Genomic DNA, 24309 nt, shown 5'->3' on the forward strand with positions numbered 1-24309 from the left:
ACGGGCCATTTTTGTTTGTGGCTTACAAGCCGTAGGGGCGTGGCACTTCGTTATAGCTGCCGTTGATATCGCGCTGATAGTAATGACCATCCTGCACGTAATAACGCTTGCCGTTGAAGTCGAGCACACGCATACCGGCTACCGGCTCTGACTGCGGTGGCTGCACCACAACGTAGGTATCGCCCTGACGCTGATAGTAGCTGCCATTCAACAGATAGTAGGTCAGGCCGCCAATCAACACCGCTGTCGCGGCATCGGGTAAGAAACGTAATGGACCTGGTCCACCCCAGTGCGGTCCAGGACCTGGGCCGGGTCCCCACGGACCTGGGTGGGCAAGGGCGATGGCTGGTGTTAATAAGGTTAACGCCAGCACGGAGGCGATAACTTTTTTCATCGGTAGTTCTCCTGCTATGACTGGTAGCAGGATTGGCTTTTCACCGGCAAAACACAAGCGGAAAGTGGCTGGTTTTTCCACTATTTACCATGCTTAACACTTTCCTGACGATAGCGCCATGATTGCCAGAGATTGAGGAGGGGAGAGGTGTAGCGGCGCGATTTATAGCGCAGTTTTCCGTTACCAGAACCCCGCACGATAAATCGTGCCGCTACGGGAAGTGCATGAGGTTAACGATGCGCCAGTTCGGCGTGGTCGTCGCTTTCCAACACTTTTTTGTCGGTCAGACCGAGCCAGCGGCTGGTCAGGGAGCCAGCGGTCATTGCGCCATTGACGTTCAGCGCGGTGCGGCCCATATCGATCAACGGTTCGATGGAGATCAACAGCGCGACCAGCGTTACCGGCAGGCCCATCGCGGGCAGCACGATCAAGGCGGCAAAGGTGGCACCGCCGCCCACACCGGCCACACCGGCTGAGCTGAGGGTGACGATCCCTACCAGGGTGGCAATCCACAGCGGGTCAAACGGGTTGATCCCGACAGTCGGTGCAACCATCACCGCCAGCATGGTCGGATAAAGACCGGCACAACCATTCTGTCCAATGGTGGCACCAAAGGAGGCTGAGAAGCTGGCGATGGATTCCGGCACACCAAGGCGACGCGTCTGGGTTTCAACGTTCAACGGGATACTGGCGGCGCTGGAACGGCTGGTAAAAGCAAAGGTAATCACCGGCCACACTTTGCGAAAGAAACGCAGCGGATTGATGCCGTTAAAAGAGAGCAGCAGCGCGTGCACGCCAAACATAATCGCCAGGCCCAGATAAGAGGCCACAACAAAGCCACCGAGCTTAATGATGTCCTGAAGGTTAGAACCCGCGACTACTTTGGTCATCAGGGCCAGCACACCGTAGGGTGTCAGCTTCATGATCAAACGAACCAGTTTCATCACCCAGGATTGCAGGGTGTCGATTGCCACCAGCACACGTTCGCCTTTCGCTTTGTCATCTTTCAATAACTGCAACGCCGCCACGCCAAGAAACGCGGCGAAAATCACCACGCTGATGATCGAGGTCGGGCTAGCGCCGGTGAGATCGGCAAACGGATTTTTAGGGATAAAGGAGAGCAGCAGTTGTGGCACGGTCAGATCGGCCACTTTTCCGATGTAGTTGCTCTGAATCGCGTTCAGGCGCGCGGTTTCCTGCGCACCTTGCACCAGGCCATCTGCGGTTAAACCAAACAGGCCAGTGACCATCACGCCTACCAGCGCTGAAATCGCCGTAGTAAACAACAACACGCCGATGGTCAGTACGCTGATTTTGCCCAGTGAAGAGGCATTGTGCAGGCGAGCCACCGCGCTGAGGATGGAAGCGAAGACCAGCGGCATCACGATCATCTGCAACAATTGCACGTAACCGTTGCCGACAATGTTGAACCAGCCAATCGAGGCTTTCACCACCGGGCTGTTCTCACCGTAAATGGCTTGCAGCGCCAGACCAAACAACACGCCGAACACCAGGCCAGTTAATACGCGTTTTGACAGGCTCCAGCGCGCGTTACCAATGCGTGCTAATAACACCAGCAACGCGGCGAACACCACGAGATTAATAATCAGGGGAAAATCCATGCTCTACTCCAGAGATTTGCCGCGCCTCTGCATGTTCAGGCGCGGAATACAGGGTGATTCCTGAAAGGAATCCGCGCATGTTAACAGTTCATAAATGTGCAGGCTTATATCCAAATAGAATTGATTATAACTTTATCCTGATTTTTGTCTTATTATCGCGCGCTTTGACTGTTTATTATACGACCTACGCCATTTTGTAAGGTGTTGAACAATTGTTCAGGCCAGCCGTTTGCACCAAAAGACGGCAACCCAGGTGGAAACCACAGCGCGTAGCCGACCAGTGCGAGGCAAAGGGCGCGTTCCAGTTGGTTGCCTTTTTGGCTGTTCAGCAGCGGCAGGCGAAAGCGCCAGCGGCAGGGCCACAGTAGGGGAACGCCAGCAGGTGTGAGCATATCGGCGACAATATGGCTGAGATAGCCCAGAGTCATGCCCTGCAACACATCCGCAGGGATGGGCCAACTGGCGGGGACATTAATCTGAAACAGCCACAAGCTTACTGCCACCGCCAGCAGGCTGTGGGTAAAACCGCGATGACCAAAGGCGCGAGCGATGGGCTGGGAAAGCCACTTCAGACGTTGTCCCAGCACCGATTTGGGATGATCAATATCCGGCAGCAAACAGGTCAGCAGTGCAGCCGGCACCAGATGCCACCAGTCGGCACTGGCCATTACCGGCGTGAGCTCCGCGCGCTTGGCAAAAATAGCACTGGCAATGGCGAAAATGATGTGGCCTTCGGCCGTCATGATAAAACCTGGCTGCAAACTGTCGATGCATCCAGTATAGGGATTTATCCAGTGAATGAGAATATGTGACGCTGTAACCAGGCGTGAATTTAAGACGATACCCGCGTCAGAATGACGCGGGAAAAGAGCAGCTTAGCGCGCCAGCCAACCGCCATCCACCGCTAGCGTATAGCCGTGAACGTAATCCGATGCACTGGAAGCGAGGAACACCACTGGCCCCATCATATCGTCCGGTGCGCCCCAACGTCCGGCCGGGATACGGGCGAGGATCTCTTCACTGCGCGACTCATCATCACGGATTTGTTGCGTGTTGTTCGTCGCCATGTAACCGGGGGCAATGGCGTTGACATTGATGCCGTGCTTCGCCCATTCATTGGCCATCAGCCGTGTCAGCCCCATGACGGCGCTTTTCGATGCGGTATAGGAGGGCACGCGGATTCCACCCTGGAAAGAGAGCATCGAGGCGATGTTGATGATCTTGCCGCCATTCCCCTGAGCGATAAATTGTCGCGCCACCTGTTGAGAGAGGAAAAACAGGCTCTTGCTGTTGATATTCATCACATCGTCCCAGTCTTTTTCGCTAAAGTTCAGCGCATCCTCACGCCGGATAATCCCCGCGTTATTGACCAGAATATCAATGCGTCCCGCCAGTGCGACCGCCTGTTCCACCACCTGTGGCACGATGGAGGGCTGGCTCAGATCGGCCTGAATCGGCCAGAAACGGCGTCCCAGTGCTTCAACTTTGGCGGCGGTATCATCCGGTCCGGCGCGGTTGACACCAATAATATCGCAGCCCGCCTGTGCCAGACCGATCGCCATCCCCTGACCCAATCCAGTGTTACAACCGGTGACCAGCGCGATTTTTCCTTCAAGATGAAAAGCGTTCAGAATCATTATCTTCTCCTTAGGCACTAGCGCAGAGCGCTGACGCTGACGTGGTCCATGTCATCAAACACCTGATTTTCACCCACCATGCCCCAGATAAAGGTATAGCGTTGGGTGCCAACACCGGCATGGATTGACCAGCTTGGCGAAATCACCGCCTGTTCGTTATGTACCAACAGATGGCGGGTTTCCTGGGGCTGTCCCATCATATGAAACACCGCGCTGTCCTCAGCCATATCAAAATAGAAATAGACCTCCATGCGGCGTTCATGGGTGTGGCACGGCATGGTGTTCCACAAATTGCCGTCGTCAAGACGCGTCAGGCCCATGGTCAGCTGACAGGTTGGCAGTACATCCGGCACGATAAATTTGTTGATGGTGCGGCGGTTAGAGGTGGCGGCATCACCGAGGGTGGCTTTCACGGCATCCTCAAGGGTGATTTTTTTGTCCGGATAGTGGGTATGCGCCGGGGCGCTGTTGTAATAAAACTTCGCCGGATGACTGGCTTCGCTGCTGCGAAAAAGCACCTGTTGTGCGCCCTGGCCGACATACAACGCTTCCTGATGACCAATTTCCCAGGTTGTGCCATCCACTTCAATCAGGCCGGGGCCGCCGATGTTTATCACCCCCAGTTCGCGGCGTTCGAGAAAATAACTCACGCCCAACTGCTTACCCACTTCACTGCCGATGGTCACCGACCTGGTCACCGGCATCACGCCACCAATGATGATGCGGTCGATATGGCTGTAGGTCAGGGTGTAATCATCCGGGGTGAAAATTTTTTCAATCAAGAACTCGCGGCGCAGGGCGGCGGTATCGAGAGTTTTGGCATGTTCGCTGTGAATGCTTTGACGTATGTCCATCTCAGGCCTCTGGATAAAAGAAGGTATAGGTCCCGATGCGGGTCTGTTGGCATCTTAGGCAGGATGGGATGTGAATTCAATAAAAATGAAACGTTGTTTTATTTATTTGTGTTGGCGATCAAATCGACATAAAAAAGCCCACTGTGAGAGCGGGCTGTTGGGCGCTTAACCGTGTAGATGTTCGGCGGCGAGTTGGGTAAGGTCATCCAGCCTGACATTCGCCAGTGCCCAACGTGCATCATCACGATGTTCTGCCGCAGGCACCACGATGGAGCGCATACGTGCCGCTTTACTGGCGACCATGCCGTTGAACGAATCTTCCAGCGCCACGCAGTTGAGGGGATCAACGCCTAACTGTGTGGCGGCATCCAGATAAACCTGCGGATGCGGTTTGCTGTAGGGAAGATGCTCGGCGGAGGCGAGTTGATCAAAATAATGGCGCAGGTTGAACATCTCCAGAACTCGCTCCAGCATATGCAGTGGGGAGGCGGAGGCGAGGGCAATTTTCAGGCCCTGGTCGCGACATAAACGCAGTGCCTGTTCCACCCCTGGCAGCAGAGGGCGAGTTTCTTCCACCAGTTCAAGAGCGCGTGCGATGATGCGGTCCGTCACTTCCTGTTGGTCCGGGCCGTTCCACGGCAGTGTTTCGTACCACATGCGTACGGTTTGATCGATGCGTAATCCCAGGGTATCTGGCAATTCGTGGCGGCGGGTGAGATCCACCCCCAGCGTGGCGAAAATATCGAGTTCGGCGCGATCCCACAGCGGTTCTGAGTCAATCAGCAATCCATCCATATCAAAAATGGCGGCCAGAACAGGGCGACGATAAGACATACAACGGCTCCGTTTGAAATTTGGCCTACCTTAGCATGAATGCCAGGCAACCAGCATGCTGCGCTTTTTTCAGGAAAAAAAGATGCAGTACAGGTAGACTTAGGGCAAATCTTATTCCGTTCAGGGAGACACCATGACTTACCAACAGGCTGGCCGCATCGCCATCCTTAAGCGAGTGGCTGGCTGGGTGATTTTTATTCCGGCGCTGCTTTCCACCATCATCTCCGTATTGGGCTTTATGTTTAAGCACAGCGAAAAGCAACCGGGTATTGACGCGGTGATGCTTGATTTTGTGCATGTGATGATTGATATGGTGAAATTCAACACGCCGTTTCTCAGTTTCTTTTGGCAAAACTCCCCGGTGCCGGAATTCAACGGCGGCACCAATATCGGTTTCTGGATTATCTATTTTTTGATTTTCGTCGGTATCGCGTTGCAGGCTTCAGGCGCACGTATGTGGCGTCAGTCGCGCCATATCAAAGAGGGTATTGAGGACCAGTTGATTCTTGAGCAGGCGAAGGGCAACGAAGGACGCAGCCGGGCGCAGCTTGAGGAGAAAATTAATGTGCCACGTCACACCATTTTATTGCAGGTGTTTCCGTTATATATCCTGCCAATTGTGATCGCGATTGCCGGTTACTTTGTGCTGAAACTGCTCGGACTGCTGTAAGGCGTCAGGCCGGTCTGGCCTGACGTTGTCCCATCACATCTTCATCCAGCAACTGACCGATGGCGAACGTCGCTTCGTCCATCCAATTGCCGCCAAACACATTGGCGCGATTAAGCAGGTAGTAAAGTTGATATACCGGCTGACGTTGCGAAAAGCCTTCAGGCAACGGCCATACGGAATGATATCCTTCGTAAATCTGCCGTGGCAGTTCGGCGTAATAGCTCAACATTGCCAGATCACATTCGCGATCGCCCCAGTAGCAGGCGGGATCAAAAATCCACGGCCCAGCAGGACTACCGGCGCAATTTGCCGGCCACAAGTCGCCATGCAACAACGAAGGCTGTGGATGGTGGTTGGCCAGAGCGCGCTGCACACAATCAACAATCAGGTCAGTGTCACCATAATTGATGCCTTTCTCCGCTGCCAGTTGCAACTGCCAGCCAATGCGCTGCTCGGCAAAAAAGACCGACCAGCGGCGCAACCAACTGTTGGGTTGGGGAGTGGTGGTGATGTTGTTGTCGAAATCGAGGCCAAACTGGGGTTGCTCGCTCCATTGATGGAGGTGCGCCAGTTGCTGACCAAGCTGAAACGCGGTGTGCTCATTGAGGGGTTCAGGCGGCAAATATTCCAGCAGGAGAAAGCTGGTGTCACGATCGTTGCCGACACCATAAACCTCTGGGACGCGCACGGTATGCGTACGCGCCAGCAGTGCCAGCTGATCCGCTTCCCAACTGAACAGGGTGAGCATATCGCGCGTGTTGCATTTGACGAAAACGTCGAGTTTGCCGTAACGAATGCGCCAGGCTGGATGGACATCGCCCCCGGGCAGTTCGTGACGTTCGGTGATTTCGGCATCGCCGGCGTATTCGCTTAACAGTCGACTAATGGCTGACCACATGGGGTAATCCTCTTTATTCGCTGCCTGAGTTCAATTGTAACGCTCAAAACATGAACAAAACCAGCACCGGCGCGCGCTTTTCACATCCCGTCAGGGTTGTGCTTTTAAAAACGCTTCCAGTGTGGTGATTTCTACCTCGGGTTTTTCGCCCAGCGCTACCGAAGCCAATCCGGCAGCCTGTTCAGCCAGCGCCTGCTCCTCCAGCGCGCTGACCACTCCGAAACTGTTGGTACCCAGCTCGTGCGGGTGTCCCTCGGTATCTTTTAACGTGGTGTTATAGCCCGCGTTAAGCATTTCGCTGTTGAGGGATTGCAGGTCGCTCAGTCCCTTCTCCTGATAATGAAAGGTCACAATGTAACGCTTTAAGTCGCTCATCTTTCACCTCATTGTTCCGAAACAGATGTCAGCGTAGACCAGTGGACCAGATTGAGCGAATTTGCAGCAATTTGACATTGATGAGCGTCAAAAAACATCGCCAGCGAGTTCAGAAAATTCTTGTAGCAATTCAGCTGCTATTTCGCTAATTGCCCTCTATAATGCGCGCGGGTAATGGGATTAATCCCATTTGGCGCGCGGCTTCAGCGCAAAAACAGGCTTTTCCGGTGACTTCATACTTATTTACAAAACTTACCGTAAATTGCGTTGATCGTCCGGGAAAACTCTTCAGACTCATCACTTTTTAAACCGCCGTACGGATCACATTTAAATGAAAGCCTTTAACAAGCTGTCCGCTGTTCTTTTGCTCTCTGCTGGAGCATTTTGTCACCAGGCATTTGCAGATAACACCGTCTTCACCTCCATGGATGACCCTTCAACGGCGAAAAAACCGTTTGAAGGCAGCGCGTCAGCGGGTTACCTGGCGCAAACGGGTAACACCACCAGTTCCGCGCTCAGTGCTGCAACCTCAATGACATGGTATCGCACCAACACCGCATGGAGTTTGTGGGGCAACGCCGCCAACAACTCATCTAACGATGAACGTTCTTCCGAGACTTACAATATCGGTGGCCGTTCACGTTATAACCTCAACAGCGCCGACTACTTGTTTGGTCAGGCTAGCTGGTTGAGCGATCGCTTCAACGGCTACGATTCACGCGATGTGCTGACTGCCGGTTACGGTCGTCAGTTGTTGAGTGGTCCGGTGCACTCGCTGCGTGCTGAATTTGGTCCGGGTGTGCGTTATGACGATTTCCATGATGGCGGCCACGAAACCAAAGCGCTGGGCTATGGTGCGGTAAGCTATCAGTGGCAACTGACTGATACTACCAAGTTCATCCAGGGTGTTTCTGTGCTGAGCAGCTTCGGTGAAGACACCACGGTGAACTCAGAAACCGGTTTGCAGGTCGCGATTAACGAACACTTCGCGCTGAAGATGGCCTACAACGTTACCTGGAACAACAATCCGCCGGAATCTGCGCCGGATCGCACCGATACCAAAACCACCATCCAGTTGACTTACGCTATGTAAGATCACCTGAGGGTGAACGCCGCTGCCTGGCCTGTGCCGCGCAGCGGTTTTTTTTTAGCTGGCGCAGGCTTAGCGCATTTTCTGCGGGTTTTGCTTGCCGCAGAAAGCTGTTATCATTTGCGGCGCTTTATTTCCCTGGCGTCATTCCGACAATGTGGGTCTGACATCACGCCGGGTTACTCTTACTGAACTCAATGTTGCATGTAGGCTTTCGTGTGGCTTACCACTGCAATTAAGGATATGAAATGCCAGTAATTACTCTTCCTGATGGCAGCCAGCGTAGTTTTGACCGTCCGGTCAGCGTGATGGATATCGCGCTGGATATCGGTCCGGGTCTGGCCAAAGCCTGTATTGCCGGTCGCGTGAATGGCGAGTTGGTGGACGCAGTTGATCTGATTCATGACGATGCTCAGGTGGCGATTATCACCGCCAAAGATGAAGCGGGTCTGGAAATTATCCGTCACTCCTGCGCGCACCTGTTGGGTCATGCTATCAAGCAGTTGTGGCCGAACACCAAAATGGCCATCGGGCCGGTGATCGATAACGGTTTCTATTATGATGTCGATCTCGACCACACCCTGACTCAGGAAGATATTGAGCAGCTGGAGAAGCGTATGCACCAGCTGGCAGAGACCAATTACGACGTTATCAAGAAAAAGGTGAGCTGGCAGGAGGCGCGTGACGTCTTTGCCGCGCGTGGTGAAAGCTACAAAACCACCATTCTTGATGAAAACATCAGCCATGATGACCGTCCGGGTCTGTATCATCATGAAGAATACATCGACATGTGCCGTGGTCCGCATGTGCCGAACATGCGTTTTTGCCATCACTTTAAGCTGCAAAAAATCTCTGGCGCTTACTGGCGCGGCGACAGCAACAACAAAATGTTGCAGCGTATTTATGGCACCGCATGGGCCGATAAAAAACAGCTGGCTGCCTATTTGCAGCGTCTGGAAGAGGCAGCGAAACGCGATCACCGTAAAATCGGTAAACAGCTCGACCTGTATCATATGCAGGAAGAAGCGCCGGGTATGGTGTTCTGGCACAATGACGGCTGGACCATCTTCCGCGAGCTGGAAGTGTTCGTGCGTAGCAAGCTGAAAGAGTACCAGTACCAGGAAGTCAAAGGTCCGTTCATGATGGACCGTGTGCTGTGGGAAAAAACCGGTCACTGGGAAAACTATAAAGAAGCGATGTTCACCACATCTTCGGAGAACCGTGAATACTGCATCAAACCGATGAACTGTCCGGGACACGTCCAGATCTTCAACCAGGGTCTGAAATCCTACCGTGACTTACCGCTGCGTATGGCGGAGTTCGGCAGCTGCCATCGTAATGAACCGTCAGGTTCCTTACATGGTCTGATGCGTGTGCGTGGCTTCACCCAGGATGATGCTCACATCTTCTGTACCGAAGATCAGGTACGTGATGAGGTGAACAGCTGTATCCGTATGGTGTATGACATGTATAGCACCTTCGGTTTTGAAAAAATTGTGGTAAAACTTTCCACCCGTCCGGAAAAACGTATCGGTACCGATGAAATGTGGGACCGCGCGGAAGTGGATTTGGCGGAAGCACTGAAAGAAAACCAGATTCCGTTTGAGTATCAACCGGGTGAAGGGGCTTTCTACGGTCCGAAAATTGAATTCACCCTGCACGATTGTCTTGATCGTGCCTGGCAGTGTGGCACCGTTCAGCTAGACTTCTCGCTGCCGAAGCGTCTGGACGCCACCTATGTGGGTGAAAACAACGATCGTCAGACACCGGTTATGATTCACCGCGCGATTTTGGGTTCTATGGAACGCTTTATCGGTATTCTGACCGAAGAGTTCGCTGGCTTCTTCCCAAGTTGGCTGGCTCCGGTACAGGCGGTGGTGATGAATATCACGGATAGTCAGGCAGAATATGTCAGCGAATTGACAAAGAAATTGCAGAATGCAGGCATTCGTGTCAAAGCAGACTTGAGAAACGAGAAGATAGGCTTTAAAATCCGCGAGCACACATTACGTCGCGTCCCTTACATGCTGGTTTGCGGTGAGAAAGAGGTGGAAGCAGGCAAAGTTGCCGTGCGCACCCGCCGTGGTAAAGACCTCGGGAGCATGGACGTAGATGTGTTTGTTGAGAAGCTGCAACAAGAGATTCGCAGCCGACATCTTCACCAATTGGAGGAATAAGGTATTAAAGGCGGAAAACGAGTACAACCGACGCGTCCTAATCGTATCAACGGCGAAATTCGCGCTACTGAAGTGCGCCTGACTGGCGTTGATGGCGAGCAACTTGGCATTGTCTCTCTGCGCGAAGCTATCGAGAAAGCAGAAGAAGCTGGCGTAGATTTAGTTGAAATCAGCCCGAACGCCGAACCGCCGGTTTGCCGTATTATGGATTACGGCAAGTTCCTCTATGAAAAGAGCAAATCTTCTAAGGAACAGAAGAAGAAGCAGAAAGTTATCCAGGTTAAGGAAATTAAATTCCGTCCTGGTACCGACGAAGGCGACTATCAGGTAAAACTCCGCAGCCTGATTCGTTTTCTGGAAGAGGGCGATAAAGCCAAAATCACGCTGCGTTTCCGTGGTCGTGAGATGGCGCACCAACAGATCGGTATTGAAGTGCTTAACCGCGTGAAAGACGATCTGAGTGAACTGGCAGTGGTCGAATCCTTCCCATCGAAGATCGAAGGCCGCCAGATGATCATGGTGCTCGCACCTAAGAAGAAACAGTAGGCTTTCAAGTAATAAATGCCGCGCAGCGTTCGCGCTGTGCGGATTTTTATTCGCCTGTCTGGTTCATTTTATTAACAATGCGAAGTGGATATTTGTAAAAATGCCAAAGATTAAAACTGTACGTGGCGCGGCTAAGCGCTTCAAGAAGACCGCTTCTGGCGGCTTCAAGCGTAAGCACGCAAACCTGCGTCATATTCTGACCAAAAAATCAACTAAGCGTAAACGTCACCTGCGTCCGAAAGGCATGGTGTCTAAAGGCGATCTGGGCCTGGTAGTAGCCTGCCTGCCGTACGCTTAAGTTTAATTTTTTTTCACTCGGAATATAGAAACAGGAGAGTCCCATGGCTCGCGTAAAACGTGGTGTAATTGCTCGCGCACGTCACAAGAAAATCTTAAAACAAGCTAAAGGCTACTACGGTGCACGTTCTCGTGTATACCGCGTTGCCTTCCAGGCTGTTATCAAAGCTGGTCAGTATGCTTACCGTGACCGTCGTCAACGTAAGCGTCAGTTCCGTCAGCTGTGGATCGCGCGTATCAACGCTGCGGCACGTCAGAACGGCATCTCTTACAGCCGTTTCATCAATGGCCTGAAAAAAGCGTCCATTGAAATCGACCGTAAGATCCTGGCAGACATCGCTGTATTCGACAAAGTGACCTTCACGGCACTGGTTGAAAAAGCGAAATCAGCTCTGGCGTAAGTCAGGTAAAAAAGGGAGCTTGCTCCCTTTTTTATTATCCGCAAGCCACGCAAAAGATTGACATTTTACTCGCCGCGCTTTTCAATAGTGCCGTTGAAATCATGACAAGGTAACGCAAGCATGAATGCTGCTATTTTCCGTTTCTTTTTTTACTTTAGCGCCTGACATCCGGGGGCTTTTGCGCATAAGAAAAGAAACGAAAAATCGCGCTGAAAGCCTCCCTCGTGGAGGCTTTTTTGTTTCTGGCGACACTACATTGGATCGAAAGATCCCAACGAGAACAGACCAGCCTGACTGGAAGAAGAGGAAATCATGTCCCAACTCGCAGACCTGGTGGCCCGTGCCACGGCCGCCATCGACGAGGCGTCGGATATCGCCGCTCTGGACGCTGTGCGCGTCGAATTCCTGGGGAAAAAAGGCCATCTGACATTACAGATGACCACCCTGCGCGAACTGCCGGCCGAAGAACGTCCGGCGGCCGGTGCGGTTATTAACGACGCCAAGCAGCAGGTACAGGATCGTCTTAACGCGCGTAAAGAGACGCTGGAAAACGCCGCGTTGAATGCGCGTCTGGCGGCAGAAACCATCGACGTTTCACTGCCGGGTCGCCGTACAGAGAACGGTGGTCTGCATCCGGTCACCCGCACCATCGATCGTATCGAAACCTTTTTCGGTGAATTGGGTTTCGCGGTCGCCACCGGGCCGGAAATTGAAGACGACTACCACAACTTTGACGCGCTGAATATTCCGGGTCATCACCCGGCACGCGCTGACCACGATACCTTCTGGTTCGATGCCACCCGCCTGCTGCGTACGCAGACCTCGGGCGTGCAGATCCGTACCATGAAAAACCAGCAGCCGCCGATTCGCATCATCGCGCCGGGCCGTGTGTATCGTAACGATTACGATCAGACTCACACCCCGATGTTCCATCAGATGGAAGGGCTGATTGTGGATAAAGATATCAGCTTCACCAACCTGAAAGGCACGCTGCACGATTTCCTGAATAACTTCTTTGAAGAAAATCTGCAAATCCGCTTCCGTCCGTCTTACTTCCCGTTCACCGAACCGTCCGCTGAAGTGGATGTGATGGGCAAAAACGGTAAATGGCTGGAAGTGCTGGGTTGCGGCATGGTGCATCCGAACGTGTTGCGTAACGTTGGTATCGACCCGGAAATCTACTCCGGCTTCGCCTTCGGTATGGGTATGGAGCGTCTGACCATGCTGCGCTATGGCGTAACCGATTTGCGCGCCTTCTTCGAAAATGATTTACGTTTCCTCAAACAATTTAAATAAGGGCAGGTTATCCAATGAAATTCAGTGAACTCTGGTTACGCGAATGGGTAAATCCAGCCCTGGACAGCGCTGCGCTGTCTGAACAGATCACCATGGCCGGCCTGGAAGTGGACGGCGTTGATGCGGTTGCCGGTGCATTTAACGGCGTTGTGGTGGGAGAAGTGGTGGAGTGCGGCCAGCATCCTAACGCAGACAAACTGCGTGTCACCAAAATCAATGTCGGGGGCGATCGCCTGCTGGATATCGTTTGTGGCGCACCAAACTGCCGTCAGGGCCTGAAAGTTGCGGTAGCAACCGTGGGCGCAGTACTGCCGGGTGATTTTAAGATTAAAGCCGCCAAGCTGCGTGGTGAGCCGTCTGAAGGCATGCTGTGCTCGTTCTCTGAGCTGGGTATTTCCGACGATCACAGCGGCATTATTGAGCTGCCAACCGATGCGCCTATCGGCACCGATATTCGCGAATACCTGAAGCTGGGCGATAACACCATCGAAATCAGCGTGACGCCGAACCGTGCCGACTGTCTTGGCATCATCGGTATCGCCCGCGATGTGGCGGTGCTGAATGGTCTGCCGCTGAATGCGCCTGCTATCGAGCCGGTAAAAGCCACCATCAGCGATACCTTCCCGATTCGGGTTGAGGCTACCGCTGCCTGCCCGCGTTACCTTGGCCGCGTGGTAAAAGGTGTGAACGTCAAAGCGGCAACCCCGCTGTGGATGCGTGAAAAACTGCGTCGCTGCGGTATCCGCTCTATCGATCCGGTGGTCGATATCACCAACTATGTGCTGCTGGAGCTGGGTCAGCCGATGCATGCCTTCGACCTTGATCGTATCGACGGTGGCATTGTTGTGCGTATGGCGAAAGAGGGCGAAAGCCTGACGTTGCTGGACGGCAGCGAAGCGAAACTCAGCAGCGACACGCTGGTGATTGCCGATCACCACAAAGCGCTGGCTATGGGTGGCATCTTCGGTGGTGAACATTCTGGTGTTAATGAAGAGACGCAAAACATTCTGTTCGAATGCGCCTACTTCGATCCACTGGCGATTACCGGTCGTGCACGCCGTCAGGGTCTGCATACCGATGCTTCTCACCGTTATGAGCGTGGTGTCGATCCGGCACTGCAATACAAAGCGATTGAGCGTGCAACCCAACTGCTGCTGGACATCTGTGGTGGCGAAGCGGGTCCGGTTATTGACCAGACTGACGCGGCGACATTACCGCCGCGTGCCACTATCCGTTTACGTCGCGAAAAGCTGGACCGTCTGATCGGTCATGTGATTGCGGATGAGCAGGTCACCGATATCCTGACGCGCCTGGGTTGTGAAATCACGGTTAGCGCCGGTGAGTGGACCGCCATCGCACCAAGCTGGCGTTTCGATATGGCTATCGAAGAAGACCTGGTTGAAGAAGTCGCACGTATCTACGGCTACAACAACATCCCGGATGTCCCGGTGAAGGCCAGCCTGGTCATGACCCAGCATCGCGAAGCAGATTTGTCACTGAAACGTGCCAAAACACTGCTGGTGGATAAAGGCTATCAGGAAGCGATCACCTATAGTTTCGTCGATCCGAAGGTCCAGCAATTGTTGCATCCGGGCGAAGAAGCGCTGATTCTGCCCAGCCCGATTTCCAGCGATATGTCGGCGATGCGTCTGTCTTTATGGACCGGTTTACTGGGTGCGGTAGTGTACAACCAGAACCGTCAGCAGAGTCGTGTACGTCTGTTTGAAAGCGGTTTGCGCTTTGTGCCTGATACTCAGGCCGATCTCGGCATCCGTCAGGATCTTATGCTGGCGGGCGTATTGAGCGGTAATCGCAATGAAGAGCATTGGGATCTGGCGCGCCAGGCGGTTGACTTCTATGATTTAAAAGGCGATTTAGAGTCGCTGCTGGATTTAACCGGCAAACTGGATGCGATTTCTTTCCGTGCAGAAGCGAATCCAGCCCTGCATCCGGGACAAAGCGCAGCAATTTATTTAGGCGATGAACGAATCGGATTTATCGGGGTGGTTCATCCGGAGCTGGAACGTAAGCTGGATCTCAACGGTCGCACCTTAGTGTTTGAACTGCTTTGGAATAAGGTCGCAGACCGCGTCCTGCCTGACGCGCGCGAGATTTCACGCTTCCCGGCGAACCGTCGCGATATCGCTGTGGTAGTGGCTGAAAACGTGCCCGCAGCAGATATCATCGCGGAGTGTAAGAAAGTTGGCGTAAATCAGGTAGTTGGCGTAAACTTGTTTGACGTGTACCGTGGTAAGGGCGTAAACGAAGGCGAAAAGAGCCTTGCGATTAGCCTGATTTTGCAGGATACCAGCCGGACACTCGAAGAAGAGGAGATTGCCGCGACCGTTGCCAAATGCGTTGCGGCATTAAAAGAGCGATTCCAGGCAACCTTGAGGGATTGAACCTATGGCGCTTACAAAAGCTGAAATGTCAGAGTACCTGTTTGAAAAGCTCGGGCTGAGCAAACGCGACGCCAAAGAGTTGGTCGAGCTATTTTTTGAAGAGGTTCGCCGCGCGTTGGAAAACGGAGAACAGGTTAAACTGTCCGGATTTGGTAATTTTGATCTGCGTGACAAAAACCAGCGTCCGGGCAGAAACCCAAAAACCGGGGAAGATATTCCGATCACTGCCCGTCGGGTGGTGACTTTCCGTCCCGGTCAGAAGTTGAAAAGTCGCGTCGAGAACGCGACACCCAAGGATGCTGACTAATTTCAGTAAAACAAAAAGGCCGCTTAGCGGCCTTTTTTATTTTGGTGAGAAAATCACCGTTCTCCATGCTTTTTTCATAATGTAAAGAATTCGTAAGTATGCGGAAAATAGCATGAAAATCGGCACTTGCTGATAGTGACCTCTTCAGCGCTTTTGTTATAACAGCGCCAACATAAAACAAGAGGTTAAGCTGATGAAAAAGACAGCACTTTTATTAAGCATCCTGTTAGGCATGCCGCTGCTCGCCAGTGCAAATGTTTCCGTAAACATCAACACGCCGGGCGTATCGATTCATATCGGTGACCAGGACAAACGCGGCTATTTCTGGGATGGTTACGACTGGCGCTCACCGTCATGGTGGAAGCAGCACCATAACCAGCGTGTGGGGATGAAAGGCCCGCACGGTTACTGGAACGGTAATGGCTGGCAGACACAGCATCCGGGTAATAAAGAACCGAAGAAGCGCCCGCCACAGCACGACAACAAGCCGCAGCAGAATCACGACAACCGTGATAACCACAACGGCCAACCCGTTCCTCCGCGTAATTAATGCTTCATCAGCGGTGTCGTTCTGACGCCGCAATTGCCTTTCTTTTTGCTGTAATCTCACTACAATCAAATCTCTGTTTTCTCAGCCAATCTTATTTATGACTCTGCTGGACCAGCTTGCCCATCAGGCAGACCGCCGCAGCCAGCGTTGGCTCATCGCCCTGGGCGCGTTACTCATTATTCTGCTGGTAGTAAGCCTGTGCGCGGGTGACAGCTGGATATCACCGCTGCGTTGGTTCTCAGGCGAGGGGGATCTCTTCGTCTGGCAACTGCGCCTGCCACGTACTCTCGCGGTGCTGTTGGTAGGGGCAGCGTTAGCCGTGTGCGGCGTGGTGATGCAGGCGCTGTTCAATAATCCGCTGGCTGAACCTGGCTTGCTAGGCGTATCAAATGGCGCGGGTATCGGTTTGGTGCTGGGTGTGATGCTCGGTAACGGTTCGTTATGGAGCCTGGCACTGGCGGCGATGGCCGGGGCGCTGTTGATTACCTTAATCCTTATTCATTTCGCCCATCGTCATTTATCTGTCAGTCGTTTGCTGCTGACGGGCGTTGCGCTGGGGATTATTTGCAGCGCCATCATGACGTGGGCGGTGTACTTCAGCACCAGTCTCGACCTGCGCCAGTTAATGTACTGGATGATGGGTGGCTTTAGCGGTATCGACTGGCGTTATGGCTGGATGATGCTGGCGCTGATCCCGGCCATCATCGCGTTGATTGCAACGTCACGCGTTCTCAACCTGCTGGCGTTGGGAGAGACGTCAGCACGCCAGTTGGGCCTGCCGATGTTGCTGTGGCGTAACCTGCTGGTGCTGACGATGGGTTGGCTGGTGGGCGTCAGCGTGGCGCTGGCCGGTGCTATCGGTTTTGTCGGGCTGGTGATACCGCATTTGTTGCGTCTGTGTGGTTTCAGCGATCATCGCTATCTGCTCCCCGCCTCAGCGCTGGCCGGTGCCGTGGTATTGTTGGCGGCGGATATTATCGCCCGACTGGTCCTGACCTCGGCTGAATTACCCATCGGCGTGGTGACCGCCACACTCGGTGCACCACTGTTTATCGTGTTATTAGTGAAATCCTCGCGCTAGCTGCGGCTGGCACTCTTGGCATCAACAACAGGAATCGACAATGAGCATTTATCAAACAGAACTGGTTACGCTTGACGGTGAAAAAACCACCCTGGAACAGTGGCAGGGTAAGGTGCTGCTGGTGGTGAATGTGGCCTCGAAATGTGGCCTGACGCCGCAGTACGAGCAACTGGAAGCGCTGCAAAAAGAGTGGCAGGCGAAAGGTTTTAGCGTACTCGGTTTTCCCTGCAATCAGTTTCTGGAGCAGGAGCCAGGCAGCAGCGAAGAGATTAAAACATTTTGCAGCACGACCTACGGCGTCACTTTCCCAATGTTTGAGAAAACCGATGTCAACGGCCCGGCGCGCCACGCATTGTACAGCGTGCTGGTGGCAGCACAGCCTGAAGCGCTGCGCCCGGAAGGCAGTGGCTTCTATGAGCGTATGGTGAGCAAAGGCCGTGCGCCGAAAGCACCGGGGGATATCCTGTGGAATTTCGAAAAATTCCTGATCAATAAGCAAGGTGAGGTGGTTGCGCGGTTTGCGCCAGACATGACACCGGATGATGCCACCATTATTGCCAGCATTAAACAGGCGTTGGCATAAGTCATGCTGATGCAGTGCCAGGGAGCCAGCGTCAAAGGGCGGTTGGCTCCCGTCGACCTTGAGCTGCATGCCGGAGAGTTGGTTCATCTGGTGGGGCCTAATGGTGCCGGTAAAAGCACATTACTGAACGTGCTGGCGGGTTTACTCCCCGCCATCGGCGATATTCGTTTTTCCGGCCAGCCGTTGGCGCAAATGAACGGTGCCGTGCTGGCCCGGATGCGCGCCTGGTTGCCACAGCAACAGCCAGCACCGGGACAGATGCCTGTCTGGCACTATCTGCGCATGCATCTGCTGCACGTTAACGCTGAAGCCGACAGGCTGTTAATCCAGGTGCTGGAGATGCTGGGGCTGAAGGATAAGTTGATGCGCAACGTGCTGCAACTTTCCGGCGGTGAATGGCAGCGGGTACGCCTGGCGGCTGTTGCACTGCAAATTCATCCGGCAATTAATGCGCAGGGCAAATTGCTGATCCTCGATGAGCCGATGAGCGCGCTGGACGTTGCGCAGCAAAAGGCGGTAGACACATTACTGGCACAGTTATGTGCAGCTGGTATCGCCATTGTTGCCAGCGGTCATGATCTGAACCACAGTCTGCGTCATGCTGATCGGGTCTGGCTGATGCATCAGTCGAGGTTGGTGGCACAGGGGACGGCCGCCAGCGTGCTCACCGTCGGGCAATTGGCTCCGCTATACAACATTCAGTTTCAGCGTATCGAAACCCCCCAGGGCGCATTATTACTGGTGCCCTGACGGTGCGCGCCTTGCACCGAATCAGGTTTTGCCGCTAAAGTGTTGCTCGGGCAACGGATTTAAGGATTTTTCTGATGCGGCTGATAATGTTGATTCTGGTGCTGCTGTTGGCAGGATGTAGCCACCATGCGCCTCCGCCCAATGGCCGCTTGTCCGATTCCATCACCGTGATTGCGCAACTTAATGAGCAGCTCAACAACTGGCACGGTACACCTTATCGCTATGGTGGTTTGAGCCGAGGCGGTGTTGATTGCTCCGGTTTTGTCTATCTCACCTTCCGCGATCGGTTCGATCTCCAGTTGCCACGTTCAACCGACGCCCAAAGCGATATCGGTACGCGTATTGATAAAGATGATTTATTGCCCGGCGATTTGGTGTTTTTTAAAACGGGCAGTGGTGAAAATGGCCTGCATGTTGGCATTTATGATACCGATAACACCTTTATTCATGCCTCTACCAGCCAGGGTGTGATTCGCTCATCACTGGACAACGTTTACTGGCGAAAAGTATTTTGGCAGGCACGGCGTATTTAGTACGTATTTGTCTGAGAACACTTTTGGCTAAAAGTGTGTCGCCAAAATCTGTACTTAAATTAAATCCTGCCCCTAAAGTGCTCTGCTTTAAAATGGCACTTTACCTGAAGGGGATTTAATACTATCTATGATGCCTTAATGTAATTAACGGTATGGATAATATTCGATGGTTATTTGGCTTAAGGATTAATTCAGCGTAAAAATGACACCATCAGGCAAAAAAGCACCTCTCTTCTAACGTTTGGTCCTATTGCCTGAGCGTTTTCATTGATATACGATGCGCCAATCGCCACTGCTTCTGGCTGTTAAAATGAAAGTTCATTTATCTGCCGACTATCAGTCGGAAACCTGGTTTTATCCAGCCTATTCTTTAGCGGGCCAGCTAACTACGGTTGAACTGGTTACGCAATTTGTCCACGACAGTGCTCCTATCACGCTGCCGCAGGATTTGCTATTGCCTCAATTAGATGATGCACAACAACTGCGCCTGTTGCAGAGCCAGCTGGCACTGCTGGAAAAGTACCGCGACTTTTTTGAGTTAAATCAAATTACCGCCTTGGTTCGTATTGATGATTCGATGGCAGTGACGCTGCTGGAGAGTGACTTTCTGTTAAGGAAATTTAAGCAACTGCCGTTTATTGCGTTGGATATCAGCGAAAGCTTTCCTCAATTATGGCAGGGTAAATCACATCCACTATTGAGTACCTTGAAAAGTGAATTTCGTTTATCGCTTTCGCAATTTGGTGCAGGAAAAGCACCGGCAACGGCGGTTTACGATAATCTTTTTAGCGTTCTGAAGATGGATAAGAACTTTATTCAGGCGCTGGCAAAACGTACATCTTTTATACCTTTTATTCAGACGCTTATCGACAATTTTACCGGCGATGACACGCAGATTATTATTTGTGGTATTGATGATTCAGCAATGCTGGAGAAAGTGACGGAACTCAGCGGCGCACATTTGCAGGGCAGTCTGTTTCCGGTGGTCAAAGCTGAACGGCTGAATGATTTGATTTATCCCGATGTGACTCTTAATTCTCCGTTGCAGCAGTAATCCTTTCATCTGTTTTCTCCGCAGTGACGGCGTTACACTATCCGTTGATTTTCAACCCAATCGCGGTGCCTGAAAACGATGCACCTCGCGGAGTGACTATGCAGTTTACCAACAGCTGGCAGCAGGAGTTGCCGGGATTCTATACCGCGCTGGACCCAACCCCTTTGCAGGGTGGCCGTTTGCTTTACCATAACGCGCCGCTGGCAACAGAAATGGCGCTGGATCCCGCGTTATTCAACGGGGCTGGACATGGCGTCTGGTGTGGGCAAGCGTTGTTACCGGGTATGGCACCGCTGGCACAGGTCTACAGTGGCCATCAATTCGGTGTCTGGGCCGGGCAGTTGGGTGATGGGCGTGGCATCCTGCTGGGTGAACAGCAACTGACGGATGGTCGTAAGCTGGACTGGCATCTGAAAGGCGCGGGGCTGACGCCCTATTCACGAATGGGTGATGGGCGTGCGGTGATCCGTTCCACAGTGCGTGAATTTCTTGCCTCGGAAGCCTTATATCATCTGGGGATCCCGACCACTCGCGCACTGACTCTGGCGATCGGTGATGAACCTGTGTTACGTGAAACCCCGGAACGTGGCGCGATGCTGATGCGTATCGCTGAAAGTCATCTGCGCTTCGGCCATTTCGAGCATTTCTATTATGGTGGCGAGCAGGACAAGGTTCGTCAGCTGGCGGATTATGCCATTCGTCATCACTGGCCAACGTTACAGGATGAGGCAGATCGCTATATGTTGTGGTTCACGGATATTGTGAAGCGCACCGCCAGTCTGATCGCCCAATGGCAGAGCGTCGGCTTTGCCCACGGTGTGATGAATACCGATAATATGTCGATACTCGGGCTGACCCTCGATTATGGCCCCTACGGTTTTCTTGACGATTATCAGCCTAACTTCATCTGCAATCACAGTGATTATCAGGGGCGCTACGCTTTCGATAATCAACCTGCGGTCGGATTATGGAATCTCAACCGTCTGGCACATGCCCTGTCCGGATTGATGACCACCGATCAACTGAAGCAGGCACTGAGTCAATATGAACCAGAATTGATGCGCGTCTGGGGTGAGAAAATGCGCGCCAAACTCGGACTACTGACTCCGGATGCCAATGACAACGCGATTCTGACCGGATTGCTGGCACTGATGACGCATGAACACAGCGACTATACCCTGACGTTCCGTTTGCTGAGTGAGACACAACAGCAGCAAACGCGTTCGCCATTGCGCGATGAATTTATCGACCGTGATGCGTTTGACCGTTGGTACGAGGACTATCGTCAGCGTCTGTTGCGTGATGAAGCCAGCGACGAAACGCGGCAACAAGTGATGAAAGCTGCAAACCCGGCATTGGTGTTGCGCAACTATCTGGCCCAGCAGGTGATTGAAGAGGTTGAGCGTGGCGAAACTGGCGCGCTGTCTCGCTTGCATCTGGCTTTACAGCAGCCATTTAATGATGAGGCCGTCAGCGCGGAATTGCGCCAACGGCCCCCTGAGTGGGGTAAAACGCTGGAGGTGAGCTGCTCCAGCTAACGCCGCGAATCAGAAACGGCTGTCGACTGCGGCAGCCAGGCGAGCCAGCACTTCGGCGCTGTCGTCCCAACCCAGGCAAGGATCGGTAATCGATTGACCGTACACCAATGGTTGGCCGCCGACCACCTTCTGATTACCTTCCTCGAGGAAGCTCTCAATCATCACCCCGGCAACGGCACGGGAACCCGCGCGGATCTGTGTCGCCACATCCTCGGCTACATCACGCTGACGTCGGTGTTGTTTCTGACAGTTGGCATGGCTGAAATCAATGACCAGTTGTTCCGGCAGATTAAAATCACGCAGGTTAGCTGCCGCGGCCGCCACATCATCTGCATGGTAGTTGGGCTGACGACCACCACGCAGGATCACATGGCCATGTGGATTGCCGCTGGTCTGATAGATGGTCATCTGACCATTTTTGTCAGGGGACAGAAACATATGGCTGGCACGCGAGGCACGAATCGCATCAACGGCGATCTGCACGTTGCCGTCAGTGCCATTTTTAAAACCTACCGGGCAGGAGAGCGCAGAGGCCATTTCGCGATGGATCTGGCTCTCGGTGGTCCGTGCGCCGATGGCTCCCCAACTGATCAGGTCGGCAATAAACTGACCGATCACCATATCGAGGAATTCGGTTGCTGTTGGCATGCCAGTCGCGTTGATATCAAGCAGTAACTGGCGGGCAATAGCAATGCCGCGATTCACATCAAAGCTGCCGTCCAGGTCTGGATCGGAGATCAAGCCTTTCCAGCCAACCACGGTGCGTGGTTTTTCAAAATAGGCACGCATCACAATTTCCAGCCGGTCCTGGTACTGTTCGCGCAATACGTTCAGGCGCTGAGCATATTCCAGCGCAGCTTTCGGATCGTGGAGCGAGCAGGGGCCAATAATCACCAGCAGGCGACGGTCTTCTCCGGTGAGAATACGGGCAATGCGCTGACGCGCTGCCGTCACAGTTGCGGCAATTTCTGCCGAAATAGGGTGTTGTTGCGCTAACGCGGCGGGCATTATCAGGCTGCCGATGCGCGCGGTACGCAGTTCATCAGTTTTGTTCATCAGGGTTCTCGAAAATCTGTTCTTCGCAACGGTGAAATACCGGGAAGTGATGAGGGTCACAATAAACCATTAGCCTGCGAATTCAACCTGCTAACGCGAAAGGGATTTCAATAGTTCGGCAGCCCCGCTTTACAAACACGTATTGGTCACCTTCCGGCGCGGCGCGATGGGCAAAAAATCGCGCCGCAGCAGGTCAATACATCCGGCGTGTCAGGCCCATGATGTCGAGAATTTTGGTGGCGATCTCTTCCACCGAGTAGTTGGTACTGTTGAGATAGCGAATCTGATGGGTGCGGAACAGGGCTTCAACTTCACCCACTTCCAGTCGGCACTGGCGCAGCGAGGCATACCGCGTGTTCTCTGCGCGTTCCTGGCGAATGGCGGCCAGTCGCTCGGGGTCGATAGTCAAACCAAACAGTTTATGTTGATGGGCACGCAGGGCGGGCGGCAGTTTCAGGTTATCCATATCGTCAGCAATAAACGGATAGTTGGCGGCGCGGACGCCAAACTGCATCGCCAGATACAGGCTGGTAGGGGTTTTACCACAGCGCGATACACCCAGCAGGATCACCTGCGCATCCTCAAGACCGCGCAGCGAGATGCCATCATCATGGGCCAGGGTGTAATCAATCGCGGCGATACGCGCATCGTATTTGCCCAGATTGCTGGCGGTCAGCCCGTGAGTACGGTGGGCAACGGGCATGGAGGGCACACCTAACTCGCTCTGCAACGGGCCGACCAACGCCTGGACAATATCCTGACAGAACCCTTCGCTCTCAAGGATAATTTCCCGCACATCAGGCGTGACGATTGAAAAAAATACCAGCGGGCGGATACCGCTTTGCTGATAAAGTGCGTTGATCTGGGCTTTAACTGCCTGAGCACGTTGCACATTTTCGACAAATGGCAGGGTAACGCTATTGGTGTTCACCGGGAATTGCGATAACACCGCGTGGCCCAACACTTCAGCGGTAATGGCGGTGCCATCGGAGATATAAAACACGCTACGTTCTGTGCTCATAATGAAAGCCTTCCTCCTGATAACCTTTATGCAACATTGTCATTGCCAATATTTCATTTTTTATAATAATAAAACGAAATCTCCATATGGCAAAGAACCCTGGCCTCGAGATATTAATCTAACCTTCAATATAGATGAAATAGCGTTTCGGAAATCGTCATTTTTTTCGGTTATTTTGCTTCGCGCACAAAATAAAGTCTGATTTTGTTGCGCAACAAAATGCAAGCGCTAACCCTCTGAAATTGAGAAATTTAATGATGCAGCAATCTGTTAGCGTTAATTGCTGATGTTGCGCAACCTGGATAATTGCGGGTACTAATCCGATTTTTCAATTCTTTCGCTG

Annotated in this window: 27 protein-coding genes and 1 other annotated feature; of the genes, 17 read left to right on the plus strand and 10 right to left on the minus strand. The window is 53.0% G+C overall.

The annotated features are described in order from the left end of the window. Window positions 1-22: 22 nt before the first annotated feature. From AC6I8N_RS09075 to hxpB, 6 genes are all read right to left on the minus strand, one after another. Window positions 23-394: a DUF6515 family protein gene (locus AC6I8N_RS09075; protein WP_021185285.1), complete on the minus strand. Its 372-nt coding sequence runs from the start codon at window positions 392-394 to the stop codon at window positions 23-25. Between the two features lie 230 nt (window positions 395-624). Further along, entirely contained in the window at window positions 625-2016 is a 1392-nt protein-coding gene (locus AC6I8N_RS09080) for an L-cystine transporter (RefSeq protein WP_208725317.1), read from the minus strand. Window positions 2017-2168: 152 nt separating this feature from the next. Next, the gene (locus AC6I8N_RS09085) at window positions 2169-2759 is read right to left on the minus strand and encodes a metal-dependent hydrolase (protein WP_208725318.1); all 591 of its coding nucleotides are present in this window, start codon (window positions 2757-2759) and stop codon (window positions 2169-2171) included. Window positions 2760-2891: 132 nt separating this feature from the next. Continuing rightward, window positions 2892-3653 (minus strand): 2-dehydro-3-deoxy-D-gluconate 5-dehydrogenase KduD, encoded by a 762-nt coding sequence (gene kduD, locus AC6I8N_RS09090; RefSeq protein ID WP_497830549.1) that lies wholly within the window; start codon window positions 3651-3653, stop codon window positions 2892-2894. A 17-nt stretch (window positions 3654-3670) separates the two neighbouring features. Continuing rightward, window positions 3671-4507 carry a 5-dehydro-4-deoxy-D-glucuronate isomerase gene (gene kduI / locus AC6I8N_RS09095; RefSeq protein ID WP_497830550.1) on the minus strand — a complete coding sequence of 279 codons (837 nt, stop codon included), beginning with the start codon at window positions 4505-4507 and terminating at the stop codon, window positions 3671-3673. A gap of 165 nt (window positions 4508-4672) precedes the next feature. Beyond that, window positions 4673-5341, minus strand: a complete 669-nt coding sequence (hxpB, locus tag AC6I8N_RS09100) for a hexitol phosphatase HxpB (protein WP_208725320.1) — start codon at window positions 5339-5341, stop codon at window positions 4673-4675. 133 nt (window positions 5342-5474) lie between these two features. Here hxpB and AC6I8N_RS09105 point away from each other — a divergent pair, with 133 nt between their 5' ends. After that, on the plus strand, window positions 5475-6011 hold the full coding sequence (locus tag AC6I8N_RS09105; protein ID WP_036626946.1) for a YniB family protein: 537 nt from the start codon (window positions 5475-5477) through the stop codon (window positions 6009-6011). A 4-nt stretch (window positions 6012-6015) separates the two neighbouring features. Here the strand turns inward: AC6I8N_RS09105 and AC6I8N_RS09110 are convergent, their stop codons facing one another. Next, on the minus strand, window positions 6016-6909 hold the full coding sequence (locus tag AC6I8N_RS09110) for a fructosamine kinase family protein (RefSeq protein WP_036626944.1): 894 nt from the start codon (window positions 6907-6909) through the stop codon (window positions 6016-6018). A gap of 90 nt (window positions 6910-6999) precedes the next feature. Beyond that, entirely contained in the window at window positions 7000-7284 is a 285-nt protein-coding gene (ghoS, locus tag AC6I8N_RS09115) for a type V toxin-antitoxin system endoribonuclease antitoxin GhoS (RefSeq protein ID WP_208725321.1), read from the minus strand. A 331-nt stretch (window positions 7285-7615) separates the two neighbouring features. Here ghoS and AC6I8N_RS09120 point away from each other — a divergent pair, with 331 nt between their 5' ends. The 16 genes from AC6I8N_RS09120 (at window position 7616) to AC6I8N_RS09195 (ending at window position 21889) form a co-directional block, all read left to right on the plus strand. Further along, on the plus strand, window positions 7616-8377 hold the full coding sequence (locus AC6I8N_RS09120) for a DUF481 domain-containing protein (RefSeq protein WP_021185276.1): 762 nt from the start codon (window positions 7616-7618) through the stop codon (window positions 8375-8377). 245 nt (window positions 8378-8622) lie between these two features. Continuing rightward, window positions 8623-10551, plus strand: coding sequence for a threonine--tRNA ligase (thrS, locus tag AC6I8N_RS09125; RefSeq protein WP_013508821.1), 1929 nt, complete (start codon window positions 8623-8625; stop codon window positions 10549-10551). A 3-nt stretch (window positions 10552-10554) separates the two neighbouring features. Continuing rightward, complete coding sequence (infC, locus tag AC6I8N_RS09130; protein WP_208725526.1) at window positions 10555-11097, plus strand: translation initiation factor IF-3; 543 nt, start codon at window positions 10555-10557, stop codon at window positions 11095-11097. 100 nt (window positions 11098-11197) lie between these two features. Beyond that, complete coding sequence (rpmI, locus tag AC6I8N_RS09135) at window positions 11198-11395, plus strand: 50S ribosomal protein L35 (protein WP_006118955.1); 198 nt, start codon at window positions 11198-11200, stop codon at window positions 11393-11395. 43 nt (window positions 11396-11438) lie between these two features. Continuing rightward, the gene (gene rplT / locus AC6I8N_RS09140; protein WP_007892678.1) at window positions 11439-11795 is read left to right on the plus strand and encodes a 50S ribosomal protein L20; all 357 of its coding nucleotides are present in this window, start codon (window positions 11439-11441) and stop codon (window positions 11793-11795) included. Between the two features lie 115 nt (window positions 11796-11910). Continuing rightward, window positions 11911-12036, plus strand: a sequence feature (Phe leader region). After that, complete coding sequence (pheM, locus tag AC6I8N_RS09145; protein WP_106120997.1) at window positions 11916-11960, plus strand: pheST operon leader peptide PheM; 45 nt, start codon at window positions 11916-11918, stop codon at window positions 11958-11960. Its footprint overlaps the feature before it by 45 nt. A gap of 71 nt (window positions 12037-12107) precedes the next feature. Further along, window positions 12108-13091: a phenylalanine--tRNA ligase subunit alpha gene (gene pheS / locus AC6I8N_RS09150; RefSeq protein ID WP_021185274.1), complete on the plus strand. Its 984-nt coding sequence runs from the start codon at window positions 12108-12110 to the stop codon at window positions 13089-13091. Between the two features lie 14 nt (window positions 13092-13105). Continuing rightward, window positions 13106-15493 (plus strand): phenylalanine--tRNA ligase subunit beta, encoded by a 2388-nt coding sequence (pheT, locus tag AC6I8N_RS09155; protein WP_497830551.1) that lies wholly within the window; start codon window positions 13106-13108, stop codon window positions 15491-15493. Between the two features lie 4 nt (window positions 15494-15497). After that, window positions 15498-15800, plus strand: coding sequence for an integration host factor subunit alpha (gene ihfA / locus AC6I8N_RS09160; RefSeq protein WP_007892687.1), 303 nt, complete (start codon window positions 15498-15500; stop codon window positions 15798-15800). 193 nt (window positions 15801-15993) lie between these two features. Beyond that, complete coding sequence (locus AC6I8N_RS09165; protein ID WP_021185272.1) at window positions 15994-16350, plus strand: DUF2502 domain-containing protein; 357 nt, start codon at window positions 15994-15996, stop codon at window positions 16348-16350. 97 nt (window positions 16351-16447) lie between these two features. Further along, window positions 16448-17431 (plus strand): vitamin B12 ABC transporter permease BtuC, encoded by a 984-nt coding sequence (btuC, locus tag AC6I8N_RS09170; protein ID WP_497830552.1) that lies wholly within the window; start codon window positions 16448-16450, stop codon window positions 17429-17431. A 40-nt stretch (window positions 17432-17471) separates the two neighbouring features. Beyond that, window positions 17472-18014: a glutathione peroxidase gene (locus AC6I8N_RS09175; RefSeq protein WP_208725324.1), complete on the plus strand. Its 543-nt coding sequence runs from the start codon at window positions 17472-17474 to the stop codon at window positions 18012-18014. A gap of 3 nt (window positions 18015-18017) precedes the next feature. Then, complete coding sequence (gene btuD / locus AC6I8N_RS09180; protein ID WP_497830553.1) at window positions 18018-18764, plus strand: vitamin B12 ABC transporter ATP-binding protein BtuD; 747 nt, start codon at window positions 18018-18020, stop codon at window positions 18762-18764. A gap of 74 nt (window positions 18765-18838) precedes the next feature. Continuing rightward, window positions 18839-19297, plus strand: coding sequence for a C40 family peptidase (locus tag AC6I8N_RS09185; protein WP_021185268.1), 459 nt, complete (start codon window positions 18839-18841; stop codon window positions 19295-19297). 310 nt (window positions 19298-19607) lie between these two features. Continuing rightward, complete coding sequence (locus AC6I8N_RS09190; protein ID WP_497830676.1) at window positions 19608-20351, plus strand: EAL domain-containing protein; 744 nt, start codon at window positions 19608-19610, stop codon at window positions 20349-20351. Between the two features lie 98 nt (window positions 20352-20449). Then, the gene (locus AC6I8N_RS09195; RefSeq protein WP_497830554.1) at window positions 20450-21889 is read left to right on the plus strand and encodes a protein adenylyltransferase SelO; all 1440 of its coding nucleotides are present in this window, start codon (window positions 20450-20452) and stop codon (window positions 21887-21889) included. A 9-nt stretch (window positions 21890-21898) separates the two neighbouring features. Here AC6I8N_RS09195 and AC6I8N_RS09200 read toward each other — a convergent pair whose 3' ends face one another. Together AC6I8N_RS09200 and ppsR are read right to left on the minus strand one after the other, a co-directional pair. After that, entirely contained in the window at window positions 21899-22945 is a 1047-nt protein-coding gene (locus AC6I8N_RS09200; protein WP_021185265.1) for a 3-deoxy-7-phosphoheptulonate synthase, read from the minus strand. A gap of 193 nt (window positions 22946-23138) precedes the next feature. Beyond that, complete coding sequence (gene ppsR / locus AC6I8N_RS09205; protein WP_021185264.1) at window positions 23139-23966, minus strand: posphoenolpyruvate synthetase regulatory kinase/phosphorylase PpsR; 828 nt, start codon at window positions 23964-23966, stop codon at window positions 23139-23141. Window positions 23967-24309: the final 343 nt, after the last annotated feature.

This window comes from Pantoea sp. X-Soil-TKNS-1279, assembly GCF_059730565.1.